Here is a 20,609-nt window from a genome sequence, read left to right as displayed (position 1 = left end):
AAGGGATGGATAAAGTTTGGGCGACGGGATCAGCATCTGGCGGACAAAGCCGTTCGTGGAACTGGAAGCGGAAAAGAAGGAATCCAGACTACGCCGTTCACTGACCTCTATTGATCTGGTGGCGCTCGGCATAGGGGCCATCATCGGCACGGGGATATTCGTGTTGACCGGTGTAGCCGCCGCCCAATATGCGGGCCCGGCGCTCATAGTGTCGTTTGTCGTTGCGGGGGTGGCGGCCGGCCTGGCGGCCCTGGTCTACGCCGAACTGGCGGCGATGATTCCGGTGGCGGGCAGCGCCTATACCTACAGTTATGCGGCGCTTGGGGAGTTCGTGGCCTGGATCGTGGGCTGGAACCTCATGCTGGAGTACATGGTTGCGGCGGGAGCGGTGGCGATCGGCTGGGGGTCCTACCTGGTGGACCTGCTCCGTTCAGTGGGGGTCGCCCTGCCGCAAAGCGTTACCGGCGCGCCCGCCCAGGACGGGGTGGTCAACGTGCCTGCCGTTTTCGTCGCTCTGGCCGTCACCCTCCTGGTGGTGAGGGGAACGCAACAGAGCGCCAGGACGGCGAAAACCGTCGTGCTCGTCAAATTGTTCGTCATCGTCCTGTTCCTCGTCCTCGGCGTGCGTTTCATCAACCCGGCAAACTGGCAGCCGTTCCTCCCGTTCGGCATGATCGGCATCTTCCAGGGGGCGGCGATCATCTTCTTCGCCTACATCGGCTTCGACGCCGTCGCGACCGCCGCCGAAGAAGCGCGAAGACCGCAGCGCGATCTGCCTATCGGCATTATCGGTTCGCTGCTGGTCTCCACCATACTGTACATCCTGGTCACCGTCGTCTTAACGGGAATCGTTCCGTATAATCAGCTTAACACGGCCTCCCCCGTCGCGACGGCCCTCTTGCGGGCCGGTATCCCCCTGGCCGGTTCGGTCGTGGCCCTGGGGGCGCTGGCGGGGATCACCAGCGTCCTCGTGGTCACGCTCTACGCCCAAAGCCGCATCTTTTACGCCATGTCCCGCGACGGCCTGATCCCCAAGGTCTTTGCGCGCGTTCACCCGCGTTACAACACGCCTTACGTCAGCACGCTCGTGGTGGGCATCGTCGTTATCCTCACCGCCGGCTTCCTGCCGATCGGCGTCGTGGCTCAGCTGGCCAACATCGGGACGCTGACCGCCTTCGTCATCGCTTCCGTGGGCGTTTTGGTATTGAGGTATACGAGACCGGACATGCCCAGGCCTTTCAAGACGCCGGGCATGCCATGGACACCGCTGCTGGCGATTGTGTCCTCCCTCTATCTTATCGCCAATCTTCCCCCTCTGACCTGGGTGCGCTTTGTGGTCTGGATGGCCTTGGGCCTGATCATCTACTTCGGATACAGCTATCGTCACAGCGCCCTACAGCCGAAAGACAGGGGATTAACGTGGAAAGCGATACTGGGGCCGGCGCTGGCGAAGCCGCTGCGCCGCGATGATTTGGAAAGAAGTTAAGGGCCGGGTAGCGCGCCGCCGACCCGGGCCACGCCCGAGGCGATGGCTGCTTTCGCCGTAGCCTCGGCTACGGCGGGGGCGACCCGACTGTCAAACGGCTCGGGAATGATGTGATCGGGTTTCAAGGTTTCCTCAGCCAGGGAAGCGATGGCGCGAGCAGCGGCAAGCTTCATCTCGTCGTTGATGTCGATGGCCCGGACGTCCAGCGCTCCTCGGAAAATACCGGGAAAGGCCAGCACGTTGTTGATCTGGTTCGGGAAATCGGAACGGCCGGTGGCGATGATCGCCGCTCCCGCCGCAGCCGCCTCGTCGGGCCAGATCTCGGGATCGGGGTTGGCCAGGGCGAAGATTATCGGGTCCGGCGCCATGCGGTTGATCATTTCCGGGGCCACCTGGTTGCCCTTGGATACGCCGATAAAGACGTCGGCTCCGGCAAGCGCGTCGGCCAGGGTACCCGTGATGCGCGCGCCGTTGGTCTGGAGCGCGATGTCCTGCTTGTAACTGTTCATACCCTCGGCCCGGTCCGGGTAAATGATCCCTTTCCTGTCGCAGACGAGAATGTGCTCCACGCCCAGCTTCAGCAAGAGGCGGGTAATGGCCAGTCCGGCCGAACCCGCGCCGTTGATGACGATCCTGATGTCCCGCAGGGTTCTGCCCGTAAGCGTAAGGGCGTTCAAGAGCCCTGCCGTTACAACGACAGCCGTGCCGTGCTGGTCGTCGTGAAACACCGGTATGTCCAAGATGCGTTTGAGCTCCGCCTCCACCTCGAAACACAACGGCGCGGCGATATCCTCCAGGTTGATCCCGCCGAAGGTGGGCGCGAGACGGCGCACGGTCTCGATGATGCTCGGGGCGTCCCCGGCGTCTATGCATATCGGCACGGCGTCCACCCCGCCGAAGGTCTTAAAGAGAATGGCCTTACCCTCCATTACAGGTAAAGCCGCTTCCGGACCGATGTTTCCGAGCCCCAGGACCGCGGAGCCGTTGGACACGACGGCCACAAGGTTGCCCTTGGCTGTATATTCGTAAACCTTTTGGCGGTCAGCATAGATCTCTTCGCAGGGAGCGGCCACGCCGGGCGTGTAAGCCAGCGATAAGTCCCTTTCGTCACGCAGGGGAAGCTTGGATTTAATTTCGATCTTACCCTTGACCGTGCGGTGCAGTTCAAGTGCCTCGTCGCGAAGCGGCATTTGTTCCCCCACCTTTATTTTGTCTACAAGATACTGTATTCCTGGATACACTATACCATCGGCGCAAGTTTTCTGACAATATGAATGATTTCTGGCTAATCCGAAAAAAATGATCAAATCCTTGCCGATCCTTGCCGATCAATCGGAGGCCGGCAAAGACCGGCAAAGAAAAAAGCCCGCTGCCTTCTTAAAAGCTGCGGGCCTTTTATAAAAGAAGCTGCGGCGAAGTTTTTCAACGGCCTCTTCTTAATCCGATGGCTGCCATGCGCCGCCTGACGTAGGCCAGTTGCATTTGCAGCGGGAGCTGTTGCGGGCAGTTGTCATCGCAAGCCATAAGCCCCACGCAGCCAAAGGCCCCCTCGTTGTTGCCCACGATTTCGTAGTATTCCCAGTCGGAACGCTCGTCGCGCGGGTCTACCATGAAACGGGCGATGCGGTTCAGCCCGGCGGCGCCGAGAAAGTCGTCGCGGATGTTGGCCGTAAGGCACCCCGCGATGCAACAGCCGCACTCGATGCATCGTTCGGCCTCGTAAATCTTCAAAGCCGTTTCGTTGTCCATGCGCTCTTCCTGGGCCGCGGGATCGAACTCCTTGCAGGTGTGAATCCAGGCTTCGGTCTTGAGGCTCATCTCCCTAAACCAGGTGCCCGTATCGACCGAGAGATCACCGACGAGCTTGAATACCGGCAGCGGAAGCAGTGTAATCTCGTCGGGCAGGGATTTGGTCAGGGTCTTGCAGGCCAGGCGGGGTTTCCCGTTAACCAGCATACCGCACGAGCCGCAGATGGCGGCACGGCAAACAAAGTCAAACATCAGGGACGGGTCCTGCTCTTCGCGAATCTTATTAAGGGCCACAAAGAGGGTCATACCCGGCGTTTCTTCCAACTGGTAGGCCTGCATATGCGGCTTGACCCCGGAAATACCCGGGTTGTATCGGAAGATGTTAAAGGTTAGCTGACGACTAGCCATTGTTACCTCCTTGCGCTCCATTGCTTTGGTTGGCAACTGAGGACTCCCCGTACCCGCGGTCGCCGGGGGGCAGTTCGGTAATCTTGACCGGCTCGTAGTCGAGCTGCGGCAGATCGGCGCCGGGCCGCCAGTAGGCCAGGGTGCGTTTAAGCCAGTTCTTGTCGTCGCGCTTGGGGAAATCTTCGCGCGCGTGGCTGCCGCGGCTTTCCTTGCGTTCCAGGGCGCCGTAGGCGATGCACAGGGCCAGCCTGATCATGCCGGGAAGGCGGATAGCGGCCGTCAGTTCGGGATTGGCTCCCTGGCCGCTTGAAACCAGGGCGAGCTTACGGCTGCGCTCGTGCAGTTCCCGGAGCTTGCCGACGGCCTGCTGGAGGCCTGTGGCGTTACGGAAAATACCCACGTTGTCCATCAGGGTCTGTTCCATCTCGTGGCGGAGCTTGTAAACGTTCTCCCTGCCGTTACGGCCCGCTATCAGGTCGTTGATTCTGGCCTCCTGGGCTTTAACGTGGTCCTCTACTATCCTTGAAGAATACTCCAGCGTTGCGCCCAGGGCATATTCGGCGATCTTCCTGCCTATGATCATCCCGGAAACGATGGTTTCGGCCAGCGAATTGCCACCCAGGCGGTTGAAGCCGTGCAGGTCCCAGCACGCGGCTTCGCCCAGAGCAAACAGGCCTTTCAAACCGTAGGCCGCGCCATCGATATTCGTCCTTACGCCGCCCATACTGTAATGTTGGGTGGGTCGCACGGGAATGAGGTCCTTGACGGGATCTATGCCGGCAAAGTTCCGGCAGATGTTGGCGATTTCACGGAGGTTGGTATTGATGTGCCTGGCGCCCAGATGCCGGATGTCCAGCCACAGGTGCGGCCCGTAGGGACTGTCGACGCCGAGGCCCTTGCGCATGTGCTGGACCATACGCCGTGCCACGACGTCACGCGAGGCTAGGTCCTTTTTCACGGGTTCGTAGTCGGGCATAAAGCGATGGTGATTCTTGTCGAGGAGATAGCCGCCGTCGCCCCGGGCACCTTCGGTAATAAGAATCCAGACCGGTACCATACCGGTGGGATGGAACTGGACAGCCTCCATATTGCCGAGGGGGACCACGCCCGTGTCCAGGGCGATCGACATGCCGGTACCCTCGCAAATCACGGCGTTGGTGGAAGCGCCGTAGAGCCGGCCGTAACCGCCCGTGGCGATCACGGTAGCTTTGGCCAGGTAAGCCGTAAGTTTGCCTGTCCTGAGACAGCGCGCCACCGCGCCGATACATCGCTCGCCGTCATGGATGAGGGCGATGGCTTCCATGCGGTCGTGTACGGTTATCCCCATTTTGATGACGATGCTATCCACCGTGTACTGCAGGCTGTGGCCGGTGCCGTCCGCCGTATAACAGGTGCGCCACTTGGCTGTTCCTCCGAAGTCGCGGGCGGTGATCAGGCCTTCATATTCCGGGAGGTCTTCGACCTCGTGCCCGTCGGGGAGCTTGCGCTTCCCGGCCACGACGCGGTTCCAGGGCACACCCCAGGCGGCCATTTGCCGTACGGCGACGGGTACGGTTTCGCAGAAGAGGCGGGCAACGTCCTGGTCGCATCCCCAGTCGGAGCCCTTGACCGTATCGGCGAAGTGAATGTCGGGGCTGTCGCCTCTTCCCATGGCGCAGTTGCCTAAAGAAGCCTGCATGCCGCCCTGGGCGGCCGTGCTGTGCGAGCGGCGGGGCGGTACGAGGCTCAGGATGACGACATCGAGTCCGTGTGAAGATGCCTCAATGGCGGCGCGTTCGCCGGCCAAGCCGGCGCCGATCACGAGTACGTCACTGACATGCGTTTGATACATCTTAGAGAGCACCTCCTAAACGCACGAACGCAAACATTGCCGCGACGCCGAGGATGAGGATCAAGAGCGTGATCATCTTCGTGACCCAGCCTACGGTGTGGCGATCGATCCAGCCCCACTTGACCATGATGCGGTAGAGACCGAACCCGGCGTGGTATTCGCCGAGGACGAGCAGGATCAGGTAGAACCACCAGAAAGAAGTCATCCGGTCGGCGCTCTTCACGGCCTCGATCGGCCAACCGAGAAGGATTGACGAAACGTGCATGCTCGCCAGGACGGCGATTCCGGCGGCGGTGATGAGTTGGAAGATCCAGACCCAGGTGTCGGGGTGTTTAACGAGACGCGCGTGCGCCCAGAATTCGCGGTAGCGGTTGGGGATGCGCCGGCAGACTGCAAAGACGTGAACCAGCGCTACCAGGCCGATGAACGGGATGCCGACGTAAGAAAGATAATACCGGTCCAGGAAGGCCGCGAAGGAGTCGTATGACTGGGCGCCCAACAGGATTACGCCTACGAAGAGCATGTGCGTCCATAAAAAACCGACCAGGAGCAGGCCGCTGACCATCTCGGCCAGGTCGAGGTACAGGTCGGTCTTCAGGCTGTTTGGGTGGATCCTTTGCACCGACATTGAGCTACTCCTTTCCGTATGAACAAGGTCAGGCCGTTTCATAATCTCGTTGACTGGTTGATCCAGCACTCAACCATGTCTTTCGAGGAATTACTATAACCGCGGGTCGGCAAAACACAAGAAGATTTCCCCGCCAATCAGGGGTTGAATGCTGGGCCGGCAAATGATGCGCGTCCCTGGCGATAAAGACTGTTCCCGTGCGCGTCGATCGCTACGACGACAGGAAAATCCACGACTTCAAACTCGTGAATGGCTTCAGGGCCCAGTTCAGGGTAAGCCACGACCCGCGTGGCCTTAATGCAGCGGCTTAACAAGGCTCCTGCCCCTCCCACGGCGGCGAAATAAACGGCTTTGTACCTGCGCATGGCTTCTTCGACCTCCGGGGAACGGTACCCCTTCCCGATCATCCCCTTGAGTCCCAGGGCGATTAGCTGCGGGGTGTAGGCATCCATTCGCCCCGAAGTCGTGGGACCGGCCGCGCCGATGATCCGGCCGGGCTTGGCGGGCGAGGGTCCTACGTAGTAAATGATCTGGTTGCGAATATCGATGGGCAGGGGTTTGCCTTCCTGCAGAAGGGCGATCATGCGCTTGTGAGCGGCGTCGCGGGCGGTGAAGATCTTGCCGTTGATCAGCACGCGCTGTCCGGCCTTGAGGCTCAAAACGATGCTTTCGTTCAGGGGCGTGTTGATGCGTAACGCTTCCATCCGATACCCTCCAAGGATTTACTAACCATATTGCATCCAGCGTAAAGCATCTCATAGCTGACAGCTAACAGCTATATAATGGCTGTCTTGTGCCGGGCGGCATGGCAGTTGAGATTGACCGCTACCGGCAGAGACGCGATATGCGTGGCGAAAACCTCGACGTGCACGGCCAGGGCGGTTACCGATCCGCCTAACCCCATAGGGCCGATGCCCAGAGCGTTTATCTCCCGCAGAAGCTCGGACTCCAGCGCGGCTACCTGCGGGTCGGGATTCGGGGTTCCGATAGGGCGCAGCAGGGCCTCCTTGGCCATGAGGGCGGCCTTTTCCATGGTCCCCCCGATGCCGACGCCGACAGTGAGGGGCGGGCAGGCGTTGGGTCCGGCTGCCGAAACGGTTTCCAGGATGAACTTTTTGGCGCCCTCGATACCGTCGGCGGGTTTCAGCATCTTCAGGGCGCTCATATTTTCACTGCCGGCTCCCTTGGGCACAACAGAGATCTTCAGCTTGTTTCCGGGAACGACCTTGAAGTGGATGACAGGAGGCGTGTTATCCCCGGTATTGATGCGCCGGAGCGGGTCGTTGACCACCGATTTGCGCAGGTACCCCTCAGTGTAGCCCCGGCGGACGCCTTCGGTAATGGCTTCGGCCAAGCTGCCGCCAGTCACGGCGACGTCCTGGCCGAGCTCGACGAAGACGACGACGATGCCGGTATCCTGGCACATCGGGATGCGTTCCTGTTCGGCGACGGCGGCGTTCTGCAGGATAATGCCGAGGATGTCCTTGCCGACCAAAGACGCCTCAATAGCGCGGGCGTCCTCCAGGGCGGCCTTGACGTCGGCCTCCAGTTCCAAGCAGGCCTCCTCGCAGAGGCGGGCGATAATGTCGGTAACAACCAGGCAGTCGACGGTGCGCAAGATATTTCCTCCCCCGATACTGAGACGAAAGCGGTTAAGACATTAAGGTCCGCGGGATCCACAGGGACAGAGTCGGCCAGTAGACCAGCAGGACAAGGAATGAGATCATGATAATGATGAACGGAAGCACGCCCTTGACCACTTCCTCCAGCTTGGATTTGGCCATTGAAGCCACGACGAAGAGGTTGAGGCCGACAGGCGGGGTGATCATGGCCAGTTCCATGTTAACCGTCATGATAACGCCGAAGTGAATCAAATCAATGCCGAGGTGCTGGATCATCGGAAGCAGGATGGGCATGGTGATCAACGTGATCGATACGGCTTCCAGGAAGGTGCCCATCACGAAGAACATCAGGTTGCAGGCGAACAGGAACATATACTTGTTGAGGTTGTTCTCCGCGATCCAGTTGGCGACCGCGCCGGGAATTTGGTTGTAAGTAAGGTAGAGCGAAAAGACCATCGCGGCGGCGATGACCAGAAAGATCATGGATGAGATGTTGATGGATTCGCGGAAAATCACCCGTATATCCTTGAGGGACATCTCTTTGTACAAGAAGGCGGAAACGAGAACGGCATAGAGCAGCGACAGCACCGCGGCTTCGGTGGGCGTCACCACACCCATATAAATTGTGCCGAGAATGAATACCGGGAGAAAGAATCCGGGTACAGCCTTTAAGGTGTGCTTCCAGCGCTCTCCCCACGTCGCCTTTGGGGCGCGCCCGTAGTTTTTTATCAATGCCAGGGCGATCGCCGAGATAATCAGTATTGAAGCCAGACACAAGCCGGGGATGAGACCGCCCATGAAAAGCTTGCCGATCGACTCCTCCACCGTTACGCCGTAAACGACCATCGTTACGCTGGGCGGGATCAGGATGCCGAGGGTGCCGGAAGCGGCAATCAAGCCCATGGCGTAACGTTTTGGATAACCGCCCTGGAGGAGGGCCGGCAGCATAATCGCACCGATGGCGGCTGCGGTCGCCGGGCTGGAGCCGGAGATGGCCGCAAAGATGGCGCAGGACATGATCGTTACCACGGCAAGGCCGCCGGGAAGGTGCCCGAACCATGACCGCAGGGCGTAAATCAAGTATTTGGCGATACCGCCCTTGGACATTACGACGCCGGCAAAAACGAAGGCCGGGATGGCCATCAGCGTCTCCACCATCAGCGAGGCGTACATCCTCTGGACGATCATGAAGAGGGTATAATCGCCCATAAAATACATGATGGTGATCGCTGCAACCGCCAGCGCTACGGCAATCGGAACGTTGAGGAGGAAGAGGAAAACAAAGAGACTAAATAGGGCTAATGTTTCCAAGGTCGTCCTCCTCCTTTTCCTTTTGCAGTCTGAACCATTCACGGCCGCCGTGCGCAAGCAGGATCCAGAGCTTTTCGATGAACCGAACGGTAAACATGACGCCGGCGATGGGCAGGCACAGGGCCGGGATCCACTCGGGGGTCTGTGTGTTGATAGAGCGCTGGCCCATCACGTAATAGAACTTAACCAGTTGGACTCCATAAACGGCGAAAAGCATCGCGAAAAGCATGCCGAGGGTCATGGCAAAGACGCTGACCCAGCGTTTAGCTTTGAGCGGTAAAAAGTTGTAGAGCATATCCACCTTGATGTGGTGGTCGTTGCGGAGGGCGACGGCGATGCCGATTAACGTCCCCCACACCACGAGGTAGAGCGAGTACTCGTCAATCCAGGCCTTGGGGCGCCACATCGGGTTGTAGCGCAGGACGACGTTTACAAGGATGAGCATCAGCCCCGTGAAGAGCAGTCCCCCGGCCAGGTAATCCTCAAAGGCGGCGTAGAACTTCTTAAACTTCTGCATCTTGCGCCTCCATCCTCTAACAGTCAGAAGTTGGGGGGCGGGAAAGGGCCCGCCCCCCCAAGCATCTGGCACCTGGAAAACCTGAACTTATTTCGCGGCTTTTGCGGAGTCGATGTACTCCTTACCGATAATCGGGACGTACTTGTCGTATACCGGCTTCAAAGCGGCCTCGAACTTGGCCTTGTCTTCGGCGGTGAGTTCGTAGACGTCGAGCTTGCCGCTGTTCTTTAAGTTTTCATAGCTTTCGGCGTTGAGCTTGTCGGCAAGCTGGGTGGCGAACTCGGTAGCTTCGGCCATGGCCTCTTCAATGATCTTCTTCTGCTCGTCGGTCAGGCCGTTCCAGAAGGTGGTGTTGGTGAGGACGACGTAGTCAAGACGGCCGTGGGCCGAAACGGTCAGGTACTTCTGGACTTCCGCATACTTCTGGGTGTCGATGTTGTTGAAGGTGTTCTCCGTGCCGTCGACGGTGCCGTTTTGCAGCGCCTGGTAGCACTCGGAGAACGGGATGGGCTGGGCCGAGGCGCCGAGGGCCTCGAACTGGTCGACCAGCAGGCCGCCGCTCTGCACGCGGAACTTCAGGTTGGCGAAATCAGCCGGGGTCTTCAACGGGTGCTTGCCGTTGATGAAGTGCTTGGCGCCGTTGGGCCACCAGGCCAGACCCAGCATGCCCTTGTCTTCGAGGCTGTGGAGCAGCTTCTGGCCGTACTCGCTCTTGAACCAGTTATAAGCGGCCTGGTCGCTGGCAAAGAGGAACGGCATGTCAATAATCTGGAAGGACGGGTTGTACTTGACCAGTTTTGTTACCGAAGGGGCGATAATCTGGACGTTGTTGGTCAGCAGGGCCTCGAGTTCTTCCTTGTCGCCGTAAAGGGACGACGACGGGAAAACCTGGACCTCCATCGTGCCGTTGGACTTGGCTTCAACCAGTTCCTTGAATTTCAAAGCGGCCTGGCCTTTCGGGGTCTTGTCGGCCACCACGTGCGAAAACTTGATGACGACTTTCTTGTCCTTGTCGGCTTTATCGGCGGTGCCGGGCTGATCCTTGTCTCCCCCGCCGCAGCCGGTGACGACAAAGGCAAAGACGGCCAGGAGCATCAAAGCCATTATAATTGTCCACGTACGCCTTTTCATAACGAACCTCCCAATAATTAAATCTTTTCTATCTGTGGGGCCTGAGGTCTACGCGTGAGCGTTCAGTCACCTCCCCCGGCAGCGTTGCGGGCTGCCTCGATTAATGTAGCGCTGACCTCCCGTTTGAACTTCTGGCTGACCGGAGCCAGCGCGTCCTTCCACTCCTGTTTTTCTGCCGCCGCCTGGCGATGTATGGCGATATGCTCCTCGTTCTCCAGGTAAGCCATCATCCGGCGCTCGATAGCGACTGCCTGTTCCCTTTCCCACACGGTAACCTCGGCCAGCGTCGCCTCCAGCACGCTCCTTACGTCGGGCGGAAGGCCATCCCAGAAATCTTTGTTGGCCAGAACGACGTAACCCAGGAAGCCGTGGTCGGAAATCGTCAGGTAAGGCTGCACCTCGTACAGTTTCATGGAAACAATGTTGGAAAACGTGTTTTCCTGGCCATCAACCCTGTGGGCCTCCAGGGCGGAATAGACTTCGCTGAAAGGAAGCGGGACGGCGTCGGCGCCCAGTGCCCGAAACTGCGCCTCCAGGACAGGGCTGTTGATCATTACGCGGAAACGGAGCCCTTCGAAATCGGACGGGTGAACCAGCGGCCGGGTGTTGTTCGTCATTTGTTTGAACCCGCTGTCCCAGAAAGCCAGGGGTTGCAAACCTTGGGCGGTGAAACTTCCGAAAAGTTCAGCCCGCGCCGGGCCGTCGACGAAACGGTGCACGGCCTCAACCGACGGGAACAGGTACGGTATGTCCAGAACCTGCCACTGAGGCGCCAGCCCTACAATCTTTGACGTCGCGGGCGCTATCAGCTGGACCTGGTTCTCGCGCAGGGCCTCCAGCTCTTCTCCGTCTTTGAAAAGCATTGAGTTGGCAAAGACCTGAACCTCGACCCGGCCTTTGGTCCGCTCGCGAACCAACTGGGCAAAACGCCGGGCGGCAAGTCCTTTCGGGCTGTCTTCGGCCGTAACGTGGGAGAACTTGATCACGATGGGCTGCTCGGGGCTGACTTGCTCATTGTCGACAACGCGTTGCCCACACCCCGTAAAAACAACAAAGGCGACCAGCGCCAGTGCAAGTAGGATGATTCTTTGCACGAATAAGTTCTCCTTATTCCCCGAACGGCCTGTTAAAGTTAGCGCATTTAGGAATTACGCCAACACTTTTAGAAAATTCTAAATACAAACCACAATGGGTTCAATCTTTAGGTAATTATGTTTATTTTAATCTTTATGGTCACGAATGCGGTATCTATTCACCGGTCTGCCGACCGAACCGTATTGTAACTCCAGGGCCACTTTGCCGTTGCGCTCCAGGTATTCGAGGTAGCGGCGCGCGGTGACCCGGGCCAGCCCTACTCCAGCGGCCACCTCGTCGGCCGAGAGGCTCCTTCCCTGCTGGACGAGGTAGACGTAGATCTGCCTCAAGGTCAGCTCGTGAAGCCCCTTGGGCAGCCTGCTAGGGTGGTGTTCGGCGGTCTGGCCCCGCGTTAATTTATCGATCGCGTCCTGGTCAAGGGAACTGCAATGGTCCAGGCTCTCCCGCAGGTTCACGTACAAATCAAGCGCGGACTTGAGGCGCGTGAGCTTGAACGGTTTGACGATGTAATCGATGGCGCCGTAACGGAAGACGTCCTGAATGGTCATAACGTCCTGAGCGGCGGTGATCAGGATGACGTCCGTCGGCAGCTGGCGCTTGCGGATCTCGTGGAGGACGCTCACCCCGTCGATGTCGGGCAGGTAAACGTCCAGAAGCGTCAGCGCGGGACGCAGGTTTTCAATCAATGCGAGTGCTTCGCCGCCGGTCGAGACCACGCCGACTACTTCGTAGCCGGTTATCGATTCCACGAAGTTGCGGTTAACTTCGGCTACCATCGGATCGTCTTCAACAATCAACGTGCTGATGGTCATGCTTCGCCTCACCATTCTTAATAGTAACTACGAACTGAGCCCCTCCCAGCGGCGACTTTGCAATTTCTATCGTCCCGCCGGCGAGATCGACGCAGTTTCTGACCAGGGAAAGTCCCAGGCCGCTGTTCGGGGGCAGTTTGGTCGTAAATCCCGGCTGGAAGACCGTTTCCTTGAGGACGTCGGGCAGGCCGGGGCCAGAGTCTCCAACGACCAGTCTTATCCCGGCGCCCTCGGTGAACAGGCCCAGGTAGACCTTCCTTTGCGAAGGCTCAAGCCCCTTAACCGCCTCGAAGGCGTTCTCCAGCAAGTTCCCGATGATGATCACCATCGCGCTTGAGTCAATGGTCCGAGGCAAATAAGCGAGCTTGCTGTTGCGGTCGATCTCGAAGTCGATCTTAAGCTCCTTAGCCCTGCTGTGTTTCCCCATCAACAGGCCGGCGATCCCGTAGTCCTTGATCCTCCGCGAGAGAAATTGCGTCAGTTCCTGCTGCTCGGCCGTAACAGCAAAGATAAAGTCGACGGCTTCCTGGTGCCTGTTCAACTGGATCAGCCCGGCAATGGTATGGAGCTTGTTCAGGTACTCGTGATTCTGGACCCTGAGCGCCTCGATAAACCTTTTGACGCCGGTCAGTTCCTCAGCCAGACGCTGGACCTCGGATTTGTCCCTGAACGTGGCCACCGCGCCGACCGTCTGCCCGCCGACGCGTACCGGGATGCGGTTGGTGACGATGGTGACGCCGTTGATGATCATTTCCTGGTTGTATTCGGGCTCGCCGCTGGCGAGGACGCGCAGCAGGCCGGTGTTGGGGATGATCTCCTGGACCGGTTTCCCTATTGCGTCGGTAACCCCGGTGATGCGGTAAGCGGCCCTGTTCATCAGCGTAATGCGGGCGTATCTATCGATGTGGATGATGCCCTCGCTGATCGATTCCAGCAGGGCCACCCTTTCCTCCAGCAGGCGGGCGATTTCCTCGGGTTCGAGGTTGAACATCCCGCGCTTGATCCGCCGGGCCAGGTAAACTGAGCCGGCCAGTCCCACGACCAGCCCTATGACCAGGGTGTAATACAGTTCGAGGCGGATGTTTTGCAAAACGCTGTAAATGGTCGGGGTCAGAATGCCGACGACGACAACCCCCACCTGCCGTGTCCCCTCATCGACCTTGACAGGGACAAAGGCCCGCACGGACGGGCCGAGGACGCCCTCGGCCTGGGATACGTACTCTCCCCCGGCCACGATGGCGTACGCCATGTCCTCACCCGAGAACTTCTTGCCGATACGGTCCTGGACGGGGTGGGAATACCGCACGCCGTTATTGTCCAGCACGACGACATAGGCGACGCCGGTCGCCAGCCGGATGCGTTCCGCCAGGGGCTGGATCACGACTTCTCCGCCCGGTTTCCCGACGTTGTGCTGAATATCCTCCATCTGGGCCAGGGTACGGGCGATGGCCAGGGCGCGCATCCCCATTTCGTTCTCGAGCTGCGACGCGACCCGCTCTATAACCAGCAGGCCGCTGGAGAACAAGGCGATCAAGATGGAACCGAAGGACAGTACGGCCATCTTGGTGTGCAAGCCAAAGCGTATCTTTTTCATAAATAGCCCCCAGGGGGCAAAGTCTCTTAAGGCTGTGTTGAAATATTGGACAAGGACGGGTTATACCCCTTCTTTGGCGGTGAGGAAGATTGTCTAAGCGGCGGCATAAGATACCAATACATTAAACGAAATATATGGCATTGAGCGCGGCTTTGGCAGGCATCCTAACCTTGTAACAAAGACAATGCAGGCTGGAGGGTCTGACAATGTACGTTTCCAAAGGGAAAAACCATATGGACATGCGCGTGGACGTCATCCCTTCCCCGAGCCTTAAAGACCGCTACGCGACCATAAGGTACGACGGCATCCTGAAAAACGCGGGCGCCGACAGGGTGTTTATCCATTACGGTTTCGACGGGTGGAAAAACCCGGCGACCGAAGAAATGCGGCGGGAAGCGGACGGCTCCTTCGTGTGCTCGGTGCCGATGAAGGGCCGGGAGCACTGCGAATTCTGCTTCAAGGACAGCGCCGGCAACTGGGACAACAACAGCGGCTGGAACTGGCGGACCGACATACGGTATTAGTTGGGCGTTGAGCACTGGCGCTAAGCGTTGGACATTGAAATTGAGGGCGAATAGGCCCTCATTTTATGCGGTTGCACGGCGAACCCTCCGTCCCCTTTTTATGTTATCATCTTGCCAAAGGGGGGTTTGCCGTGGTCTTCAGCATCTGGGAAAGACGGGCCATGAAGGCGGCGCAGCGGCGCGTGAACGAACTGCGGGCGACGCACCCCTTTGCATCGCCGGCCGAGCTCGCCGAAAAGCTCATCCAGCGGAAAGCGCGGACCGCCGCCGTTGTGGGCTCGATTACGGCCCTTCCGGCGGCCGTGCCGGGCATCGGCACGCTGATCGCCGTCCTGGCGGGCACCTTTGCCGACCTGACCGTACTCGGCCATTTACTGAAGACACTACTCTATGAACTTGCCGTCGTCTACGGACGCAACCCGGAAAGCCGGGACGTGCAAAAGGAGATCAGGTGGGTGTTTGCGGCCGCGGCTGGAATGGAAGCAGCCGGCAAACACGTCGCCGGGGCGGCGGCCCGCGGGATGGGGCACATGGCTTCGAGCGCCACCCAGCGTTCCTTGCTCGCCCTGGGTTTCCGGGCCGGTCAAAGGACGATCCTGTTCCGTCTGCTGCCGTGGATCGGAGTCGCTTTGGTCGGAGGCATAAACTACCTGTTCGCCCGTTCGATAGGAAGAAGAATGTGCGCCTGTTTCGGAGAGACGAGGGGCGATGCGGGTTGGCGCGGGCTGACGATCGACGGCGAGTTTACGGTGAAACGATAGAACCCTTTTATTTTACCGGGCGCAGGACCTTGATCAGGAGCATGCCGGCGACGAAGCCGCCGATGTGGGCCCACCAGGCCACGAGGTTCCCGGGAGCGGCGATGGACGTCAGGCCGTTCAGCAACTGCAGGCCGAACCAGAGGAACAGGAAGACGACGGCGGGCAACTCCATAAAGGTGAGAATGAACAGGAGCGGCACCAGGGCCAGGATGCGGGACCGCGGGAACAAGATGAAATAGGCTCCGAGAACTCCCGCCACCGCTCCGCTGGCGCCGATGGTAGGAATAAAAGAATCCGCGTTCGTAAGGACGTGGGCAAAGTTCCCGACCAGGCCGACGGCCAGGTAAAACAGGATGTAGCCACGGTGGCCCAGGGTGTCCTCGACGTTGTCGCCGAAGACCCACAGGTACAGCATATTGCCGAGGATGTGGAACCAGTTGCCGTGGAGGAACATCGCTGTAAAAAGAGGAACCCAGGTCTCGGGGCTCAAGGGGGCCTGGGCCAGGCCTTCCACGACACGCGCCGGAACTACGCCGTAAGTCCCCACGAACCGCTCGAACCCCGCCTGTCCCAGTCCTAATTGAAAAACAAAGACGACGACGTTGAGGGCGATCAGCGACACGTTGACGATCGGAAACGAGCGCGAGCGGATGGTGTCACGGAGCGGTATCAATGGCGACTCTCCTTTAACGATATACCCGGTACAGTACCTAGCGTGTACCAATAATATACGCAGATCCGTACCGGGCGAAACAGCCAAAAGCAGGTGGTTTACCCTTGCGCACCGGAACGGCCAATCTGCCTCTGCACGGCGGCAAATGCCCGGCCTGGCTCTTCTCCCGCATGGTGGAGATGTCGGGCGCCATCATCGAGGTCCTCGTCCTTAACGACGGTTCCGAAGAGGTTTTAAACAGGATGGCGGACCCGTTCTGGTTCCAGTCCTTTGGGTGCGTCCTCGGTTTTGACTGGCATTCTTCCGGCCTGACCACCACGGTTACGGGGGCGGTCAAGGAGGCTCTCAAAGACCGCGCCGGTGAAATCGGCCTTTTTGTCTGCGGCGGCAAGGGAAAGTCCTCTCTGCGGACCCCCCGGGAGATAGAAGCGGTCGGCGACAGGTTCGCCCTCTCCCTGAACCCGGCCGAACTGGTCAGGGCCAGCCGGCTGACGGCCAAGGTCGATAACGCGGCCGTTCAGGACGGCTACCAGCTCTACCACCACGTTTTTCTCTTCACAGCCGGCGGAAGGTGGGCCGTAGTCCAGCAAGGGATGAACGAGACGGCCCGGTACGCCCGCCGCTATCATTGGCTGTCCGAGGGCCTGGCCGACTTCGCCTGCGAGCCGCATGCCGCTGTATGCGCTGAGCGGCCTTCGCAGGTGGTGTTGAACCTCGTGGCCGCCGAAAGCGAAGAAGCGCGCAAGCTTTCCAGCGAGCTGGCCTGCACGCGGCCGGACATCCTGGTTAAGGACCTGCAGCGGCTGCAGGAACGGCACCTGCACCTGGCACGCCACCACAGCCTGCTGCTTCGCGACCTTCATCCGAAGAGCGTCGAGCGCGTTCTCCTCAAGTCCTACGCGGCGCAGCCCAAGGAGTTCATCGAGCTTCTCGGCCTGGAAGGTGTCGGCGCCAAAGGGCTGCGCGCCCTGAGCCTCATTGCGGAACTGGTTTACGGGACGCCTGCGAGTTACCGCGACCCCGCCAGGTTCAGTTTCGCGCATGGGGGCAAGGACGGCCATCCCTTCCCCGTCGACCGCCGGGTCTACGACCGTTCGATAGAGAGCCTGCGCCGCGCGGTTGACGCGGCGCGCCTGGGAAGAAACGACAAGATCGCCGCGCTAAAAAGACTGGCCAGGTTCCAGCCCGGATCAGACTAAGGATTTTAAAGCTCACCGGCCGTTTCCTTTTCAGGTCCGGGCGGCGCTGCGCTATTTTCTGGACGGTCCCCTTCCGCCCTTTCAATGCTGGACATGACCACCCAGCCGAACCACACCGCGGACAGGAGCGTGATTACGTACGTTTCGCTTTGCAGCGGCCACCAGAAAACCCACTTTTGGTTCAAGGCTTCCCAGGCGTAAAGAGGGACGGGAACACCGATCAGCAGGGCCGGAATGCCCTGGATGAGCAGCCGCTGGAAATTGACGCGGAGTTTTCCGCCGGAGGCGATGAAGGCCGGCACGACCAGGGCGGCGCCGAACAGCATCGGAACGAGGGTGGCGGCCAGGAGAAACGGCTTGGGGTTGAAGGTGGTCTGAAAGAACCGCGAGTAAAACTTAAGGACTTCGTTGGCCGCTACAAAATAGGCCACATAGAAAAATGTCAGCAACAGTTCGGTAACCCAACTCGTTTTCTTCAAAAGCATTTAATTTTCCTCTCAGTCAATTTTATTTACAAGTTTTCCTGCAGTATGGTTAAAAGGTCGACTCGCGTCACCCGGCGGGGGTTGGCCGACAGGGACCGGCTCAGCAAGGCTTCGTCGGCTATCTCCGTGATGTCGGCTTCCTTGAGCCCTGCTTCGGAAAGCTTTGCGGGAAGTCCCAGCTTGTCGCGCAGTTTTTCAAGGTAAACGACGAATTTCCGGGCAGCCTCGTCCTTGTCGGCCGTAAGGGGTACCATAGCGGAGGCCGCCGCCAGGTCGGCGTAGGCGTCGTGTGCCACGGCCAGGTTGAAACGGACGATGTAAGGCAGCAGAATGCCGCAGGCAACCCCGTGGGGGATGCCGTAGCGCACCCCGACCGGGTGAGCCAGGGCGTGTACGGCCCCCGCTCCCGCGTTGGCCAGGGCGATACCGGCCATCAGGCTGGCCAGCATCATGTATTCCCTGGACGCGCGCACCCGGCCCGTATCGTATGCCGTATAGATGTTCTGGGTTATCAGGCGCACAGCCTCCCGGCTAAGGGCGGTCGTGAAAGGCGTCGCCCAGCGCGAGGTGAACGATTCGACGGCGTGGGTCAGCGCGTCAAAACCCGTGCCGGCCGTAACCTCGGGGGGCTGGGACATGGTCAGGATGGGGTCGACCACGGCGACGACCGGCAGCCACCATTCGTTGCGCAGGCTGGCCTTGCGCTTTCGCTCGGGGTCGATGAGCACGGCGTTTTTGGTCGCCTCCGACCCGCTTCCGGCTGTGGTGGGAACGGCCACCCAGGGAAGCCCGGGGGCGTTCAGCGGAACCGCGCCGAAGAAGGTGCCTGCGGGCGTGTCGACCTTCGCCAGGCCGGCTGCCGCTTTGGCCACGTCCAGGGCACTGCCGCCGCCGACCCCGACCACGAGGTCGACCTTCTCTTCATGGATCAGCCGGCGCGCTTCGTCGACGGTGTCGACGGTCGGTTCCGGGTCCACCCGAAACCACACGGTCTCCACTTTTGCTATTTGGAGGGGGTTGGTTATGCGCTCTACCTGGCCCGACTCGGCAAGGCTGCGGCGCCCGGTGATCACCAGGGCGCGCTTCCCGATCCGCGAGATCTCCTCCCCCAGACGGTAAGTGCTGCCCGGACCGAATAGGACCCGGGTCGGCAGCAGGATATCAAACATCATAGGTCCTACTTCTTCCCTTCCATCTCGGAAAAACTCGCCTTCGGCTGGTTTTAACCGGCGGTGCCAAAAACTGTCACTAAAACGTAAAAACGTTCACGGCTAGTATTTTTCACGCGAGCGCATGAAATTCCTGCCATAACGCCAAAACACACTGTGAGACTACAGTGTGTTTTGCAGGTGTAAGGTATTAGTGTAAGGCGTTGGGAAGCTTCCAGGCTTAACTCGTATCGCGTCAGGCCCGGACTATCGTGCCGCGTTTGTACCTACTCAATGCGCAAGATGTCTCCTGCCGATGTTCCCGTTTCTCTAAGGCGGCCAGCGGGGAGCTCCAGGACGCTGCGGGTATGGCGATTGCCGGGCGCCATCCGGCTCGGGGGCACGTTTTCTAATAAGGCTACGACGCGGAAGGCGGGATCGAGATAGACGAGGTCGATGGGGAAACGCATCCAGAAAGTATGAACGCTGCGGCAGGGTTGAAGAAGCAGCCCTCCCCGGGGGTTGATGGCGCGTCGCCCCATGAGCCCCAGGAAGCGTTTGCCGAAGGTTATGGCAAACTCAAGGTTTTCGACAAGAACGGCATTCCCTCGAGAAAGGTTAATCACCCGCGCCATGGTATCCACCCCAGATTTCTTACTTCCCGCCTCACACTTCTCACCTCTCAAAGTGCGGCCGTAATCCGGATCACGGCCGGGCCCAGAAGGATGATAAAGGTCGCCGGGAAAATAAAGAAGACCAGCGGGAACAGCATCTTGATCGGCGCCTTCAATGCCTTTTCCTCGGCCCTCTGCCGGCGTTTACGGCGCATCTGGTCGGACTGCACCCTGAGCACGTTGCCCAGCCGCACGCCCATTTGTTCGGCCATGATCACGGCGCCGATGAAGCTTGACAAGTCATCGACCTTAAGGCGGTCTGCAAGGTCGCGCAGCGCTTCGCGCCGGGGCTTGCCGACGTGGATTTCCTGAAGCATCCCCTTCAGTTCCTCGGAAAGAGCGCCTTTGGTTTTTTCGGTGACTTTCAACACGGCGCCGTCAAAACCCATTCCGGCCTCGATACTGACAGTAAGCAGGTCGAGGGTGTCGGGAAGGCTCTTCTGCACCTCGCGCTGCCGCCACTTAACCCGCATATTCAGGATTGCATCGGGCAGAAGCCACCCCAGACAGGCTCCGAGAGCCCCGGCCAGGAGATAGTTGACGGGCGCGGGTGCGGTCACGCCGGTAAAAAAAAGCCCGGTGATTACCGCCAGCACCACCGCCAGGTATTTCAAGAAGGTAAACTCCAGCGGCGACAGGTTTTTCGGGTTGCCCGCAATGACCAGCTTTTCCGCGATCAGCTTTTGCCTGTCCTGGGACAGGAAAAAACGTATCTTGCTCAGCCTGGCGACCACGGGCTGCAGAATGCGCTTGTACAGGGGGACGGCAAGTTCCTGGCGCACCACCGAGGGCGTCTCAGCCGTTTTGCCGATGTCCTTGAGGCGGTCCGCAAGCACCAGCCTGTCGCGGAAAAAGAGCAGTAACATGCAATACAGCAACACAGTGACGGCCAAGACCGTCAGCAGAACTATCGGCAAAAGCACTTGCCTTCACCTCCCGAGTATGTTTGCCCGTTCTTATT

Annotated in this window: 21 protein-coding genes; 4 read left to right on the top strand and 17 right to left on the bottom strand. The window is 59.5% G+C overall.

The features are described from left to right. Positions 1–28 precede the first annotated feature (28 nt). Positions 29–1,486, top strand: coding sequence for an amino acid permease (locus ACPV0M_RS04505; RefSeq protein WP_425622127.1), 1,458 nt, complete (start codon positions 29–31; stop codon positions 1,484–1,486). Here ACPV0M_RS04505 and ACPV0M_RS04500 read toward each other — a convergent pair. The 12 genes from ACPV0M_RS04500 to ACPV0M_RS04445 all read right to left on the bottom strand — a co-directional run bounded on the left by ACPV0M_RS04500 (position 1,483) and on the right by ACPV0M_RS04445 (position 14,184). Further along, positions 1,483–2,676, bottom strand: a complete 1,194-nt coding sequence (locus tag ACPV0M_RS04500; protein ID WP_425621765.1) for an NAD(P)-dependent malic enzyme — start codon at positions 2,674–2,676, stop codon at positions 1,483–1,485. The two genes, ACPV0M_RS04505 and ACPV0M_RS04500, sit on opposite strands and share 4 nt — an antisense overlap. A 232-nt stretch (positions 2,677–2,908) precedes the next feature. Continuing rightward, positions 2,909–3,643: a fumarate reductase iron-sulfur subunit gene (locus ACPV0M_RS04495; RefSeq protein ID WP_425621764.1), complete on the bottom strand. Its 735-nt coding sequence runs from the start codon at positions 3,641–3,643 to the stop codon at positions 2,909–2,911. Continuing rightward, positions 3,636–5,474, bottom strand: a complete 1,839-nt coding sequence (locus tag ACPV0M_RS04490; RefSeq protein ID WP_425621763.1) for a fumarate reductase flavoprotein subunit — start codon at positions 5,472–5,474, stop codon at positions 3,636–3,638. The genes ACPV0M_RS04495 and ACPV0M_RS04490 overlap by 8 nt, the downstream gene beginning before the upstream one ends. Position 5,475: 1 nt before the next feature. Continuing rightward, positions 5,476–6,102 carry a succinate dehydrogenase gene (locus ACPV0M_RS04485; protein ID WP_425621762.1) on the bottom strand — a complete coding sequence of 209 codons (627 nt, stop codon included), beginning with the start codon at positions 6,100–6,102 and terminating at the stop codon, positions 5,476–5,478. A gap of 137 nt (positions 6,103–6,239) precedes the next feature. After that, positions 6,240–6,806: a Fe-S-containing hydro-lyase gene (locus ACPV0M_RS04480; protein ID WP_425621761.1), complete on the bottom strand. Its 567-nt coding sequence runs from the start codon at positions 6,804–6,806 to the stop codon at positions 6,240–6,242. Positions 6,807–6,877: 71 nt separating this feature from the next. Continuing rightward, positions 6,878–7,720 (bottom strand): fumarate hydratase, encoded by an 843-nt coding sequence (locus ACPV0M_RS04475; protein ID WP_425621760.1) that lies wholly within the window; start codon positions 7,718–7,720, stop codon positions 6,878–6,880. Positions 7,721–7,754: 34 nt separating this feature from the next. Beyond that, entirely contained in the window at positions 7,755–9,035 is a 1,281-nt protein-coding gene (locus ACPV0M_RS04470) for a TRAP transporter large permease (RefSeq protein WP_425621759.1), read from the bottom strand. Next, entirely contained in the window at positions 9,013–9,552 is a 540-nt protein-coding gene (locus ACPV0M_RS04465) for a TRAP transporter small permease (protein ID WP_425621758.1), read from the bottom strand. The genes ACPV0M_RS04470 and ACPV0M_RS04465 overlap by 23 nt, the downstream gene beginning before the upstream one ends. 87 nt (positions 9,553–9,639) lie before the next feature. Continuing rightward, positions 9,640–10,683: a TRAP transporter substrate-binding protein gene (locus ACPV0M_RS04460; RefSeq protein WP_425621757.1), complete on the bottom strand. Its 1,044-nt coding sequence runs from the start codon at positions 10,681–10,683 to the stop codon at positions 9,640–9,642. Positions 10,684–10,745: 62 nt separating this feature from the next. Further along, entirely contained in the window at positions 10,746–11,777 is a 1,032-nt protein-coding gene (locus ACPV0M_RS04455) for a TRAP transporter substrate-binding protein (RefSeq protein WP_425621756.1), read from the bottom strand. A 126-nt stretch (positions 11,778–11,903) separates the two neighbouring features. After that, entirely contained in the window at positions 11,904–12,590 is a 687-nt protein-coding gene (locus tag ACPV0M_RS04450; protein WP_425621755.1) for a response regulator, read from the bottom strand. Continuing rightward, positions 12,565–14,184, bottom strand: coding sequence for an ATP-binding protein (locus ACPV0M_RS04445; RefSeq protein WP_425621754.1), 1,620 nt, complete (start codon positions 14,182–14,184; stop codon positions 12,565–12,567). The genes ACPV0M_RS04450 and ACPV0M_RS04445 overlap by 26 nt, the downstream gene beginning before the upstream one ends. Positions 14,185–14,390: 206 nt before the next feature. Here ACPV0M_RS04445 and ACPV0M_RS04440 point away from each other — a divergent pair, with 206 nt between their 5' ends. Beyond that, positions 14,391–14,708, top strand: coding sequence for a carbohydrate-binding protein (locus ACPV0M_RS04440; RefSeq protein ID WP_425621753.1), 318 nt, complete (start codon positions 14,391–14,393; stop codon positions 14,706–14,708). 131 nt (positions 14,709–14,839) lie between these two features. After that, on the top strand, positions 14,840–15,469 hold the full coding sequence (locus tag ACPV0M_RS04435) for a hypothetical protein (RefSeq protein WP_425621752.1): 630 nt from the start codon (positions 14,840–14,842) through the stop codon (positions 15,467–15,469). Between the two features lie 7 nt (positions 15,470–15,476). Here the strand turns inward: ACPV0M_RS04435 and ACPV0M_RS04430 are convergent, their stop codons facing one another. Continuing rightward, a complete protein-coding gene (locus ACPV0M_RS04430; protein WP_425621751.1) occupies positions 15,477–16,142 on the bottom strand; it encodes a rhomboid family intramembrane serine protease in 666 nt (221 codons plus the stop codon). A 104-nt stretch (positions 16,143–16,246) separates the two neighbouring features. Here ACPV0M_RS04430 and ACPV0M_RS04425 point away from each other — a divergent pair, with 104 nt between their 5' ends. Next, positions 16,247–17,341 (top strand): DUF763 domain-containing protein, encoded by a 1,095-nt coding sequence (locus ACPV0M_RS04425; RefSeq protein ID WP_425621750.1) that lies wholly within the window; start codon positions 16,247–16,249, stop codon positions 17,339–17,341. 5 nt (positions 17,342–17,346) lie between these two features. Here ACPV0M_RS04425 and ACPV0M_RS04420 read toward each other — a convergent pair whose 3' ends face one another. The 4 genes from ACPV0M_RS04420 to ACPV0M_RS04405 all read right to left on the bottom strand — a co-directional run bounded on the left by ACPV0M_RS04420 (position 17,347) and on the right by ACPV0M_RS04405 (position 20,571). Then, positions 17,347–17,826, bottom strand: coding sequence for a hypothetical protein (locus tag ACPV0M_RS04420; RefSeq protein ID WP_425621749.1), 480 nt, complete (start codon positions 17,824–17,826; stop codon positions 17,347–17,349). 26 nt (positions 17,827–17,852) lie between these two features. Next, positions 17,853–18,998, bottom strand: coding sequence for an iron-containing alcohol dehydrogenase (locus ACPV0M_RS04415; RefSeq protein WP_425621748.1), 1,146 nt, complete (start codon positions 18,996–18,998; stop codon positions 17,853–17,855). Between the two features lie 263 nt (positions 18,999–19,261). Next, complete coding sequence (locus tag ACPV0M_RS04410; protein ID WP_425621747.1) at positions 19,262–19,609, bottom strand: DUF192 domain-containing protein; 348 nt, start codon at positions 19,607–19,609, stop codon at positions 19,262–19,264. A 47-nt stretch (positions 19,610–19,656) separates the two neighbouring features. Next, positions 19,657–20,571: a type II secretion system F family protein gene (locus ACPV0M_RS04405; RefSeq protein WP_425621746.1), complete on the bottom strand. Its 915-nt coding sequence runs from the start codon at positions 20,569–20,571 to the stop codon at positions 19,657–19,659. Positions 20,572–20,609 lie beyond the last annotated feature (38 nt).

The organism is Desulfosceptrum tomskiensis (genome assembly GCF_049818055.1).
Classification (GTDB): Bacteria; Bacillota; Desulfotomaculia; order Desulfotomaculales; family JASEER01; genus JBFLVT01.
Note: the sequence above shows the minus strand (reverse complement) of the source record. Positions and strands in the feature narration are given on the sequence as shown.

What these genes read in the sequence shown, in the direction of transcription:
- ACPV0M_RS04410 (WP_425621747.1), bottom strand. Translation starts at nt 19,609, where the DNA reads ATGGCGCGGGTGATTAACCTTTCTCGAGGGAATGCCGTTCTTGTCGAA.
- ACPV0M_RS04445 (WP_425621754.1), bottom strand. Translation starts at nt 14,184, where the DNA reads ATGAAAAAGATACGCTTTGGCTTGCACACCAAGATGGCCGTACTGTCC.
- ACPV0M_RS04465 (WP_425621758.1), bottom strand. Translation starts at nt 9,552, where the DNA reads ATGCAGAAGTTTAAGAAGTTCTACGCCGCCTTTGAGGATTACCTGGCC.
- ACPV0M_RS04485 (WP_425621762.1), bottom strand. Translation starts at nt 6,102, where the DNA reads ATGTCGGTGCAAAGGATCCACCCAAACAGCCTGAAGACCGACCTGTAC.
- ACPV0M_RS04450 (WP_425621755.1), bottom strand. Translation starts at nt 12,590, where the DNA reads ATGACCATCAGCACGTTGATTGTTGAAGACGATCCGATGGTAGCCGAA.
- ACPV0M_RS04460 (WP_425621757.1), bottom strand. Translation starts at nt 10,683, where the DNA reads ATGAAAAGGCGTACGTGGACAATTATAATGGCTTTGATGCTCCTGGCC.
- ACPV0M_RS04420 (WP_425621749.1), bottom strand. Translation starts at nt 17,826, where the DNA reads ATGCTTTTGAAGAAAACGAGTTGGGTTACCGAACTGTTGCTGACATTT.
- ACPV0M_RS04440 (WP_425621753.1), top strand. Translation starts at nt 14,391, where the DNA reads ATGTACGTTTCCAAAGGGAAAAACCATATGGACATGCGCGTGGACGTC.
- ACPV0M_RS04500 (WP_425621765.1), bottom strand. Translation starts at nt 2,676, where the DNA reads ATGCCGCTTCGCGACGAGGCACTTGAACTGCACCGCACGGTCAAGGGT.
- ACPV0M_RS04495 (WP_425621764.1), bottom strand. Translation starts at nt 3,643, where the DNA reads ATGGCTAGTCGTCAGCTAACCTTTAACATCTTCCGATACAACCCGGGT.
- ACPV0M_RS04480 (WP_425621761.1), bottom strand. Translation starts at nt 6,806, where the DNA reads ATGGAAGCGTTACGCATCAACACGCCCCTGAACGAAAGCATCGTTTTG.
- ACPV0M_RS04415 (WP_425621748.1), bottom strand. Translation starts at nt 18,998, where the DNA reads ATGATGTTTGATATCCTGCTGCCGACCCGGGTCCTATTCGGTCCGGGC.
- ACPV0M_RS04490 (WP_425621763.1), bottom strand. Translation starts at nt 5,474, where the DNA reads ATGTATCAAACGCATGTCAGTGACGTACTCGTGATCGGCGCCGGCTTG.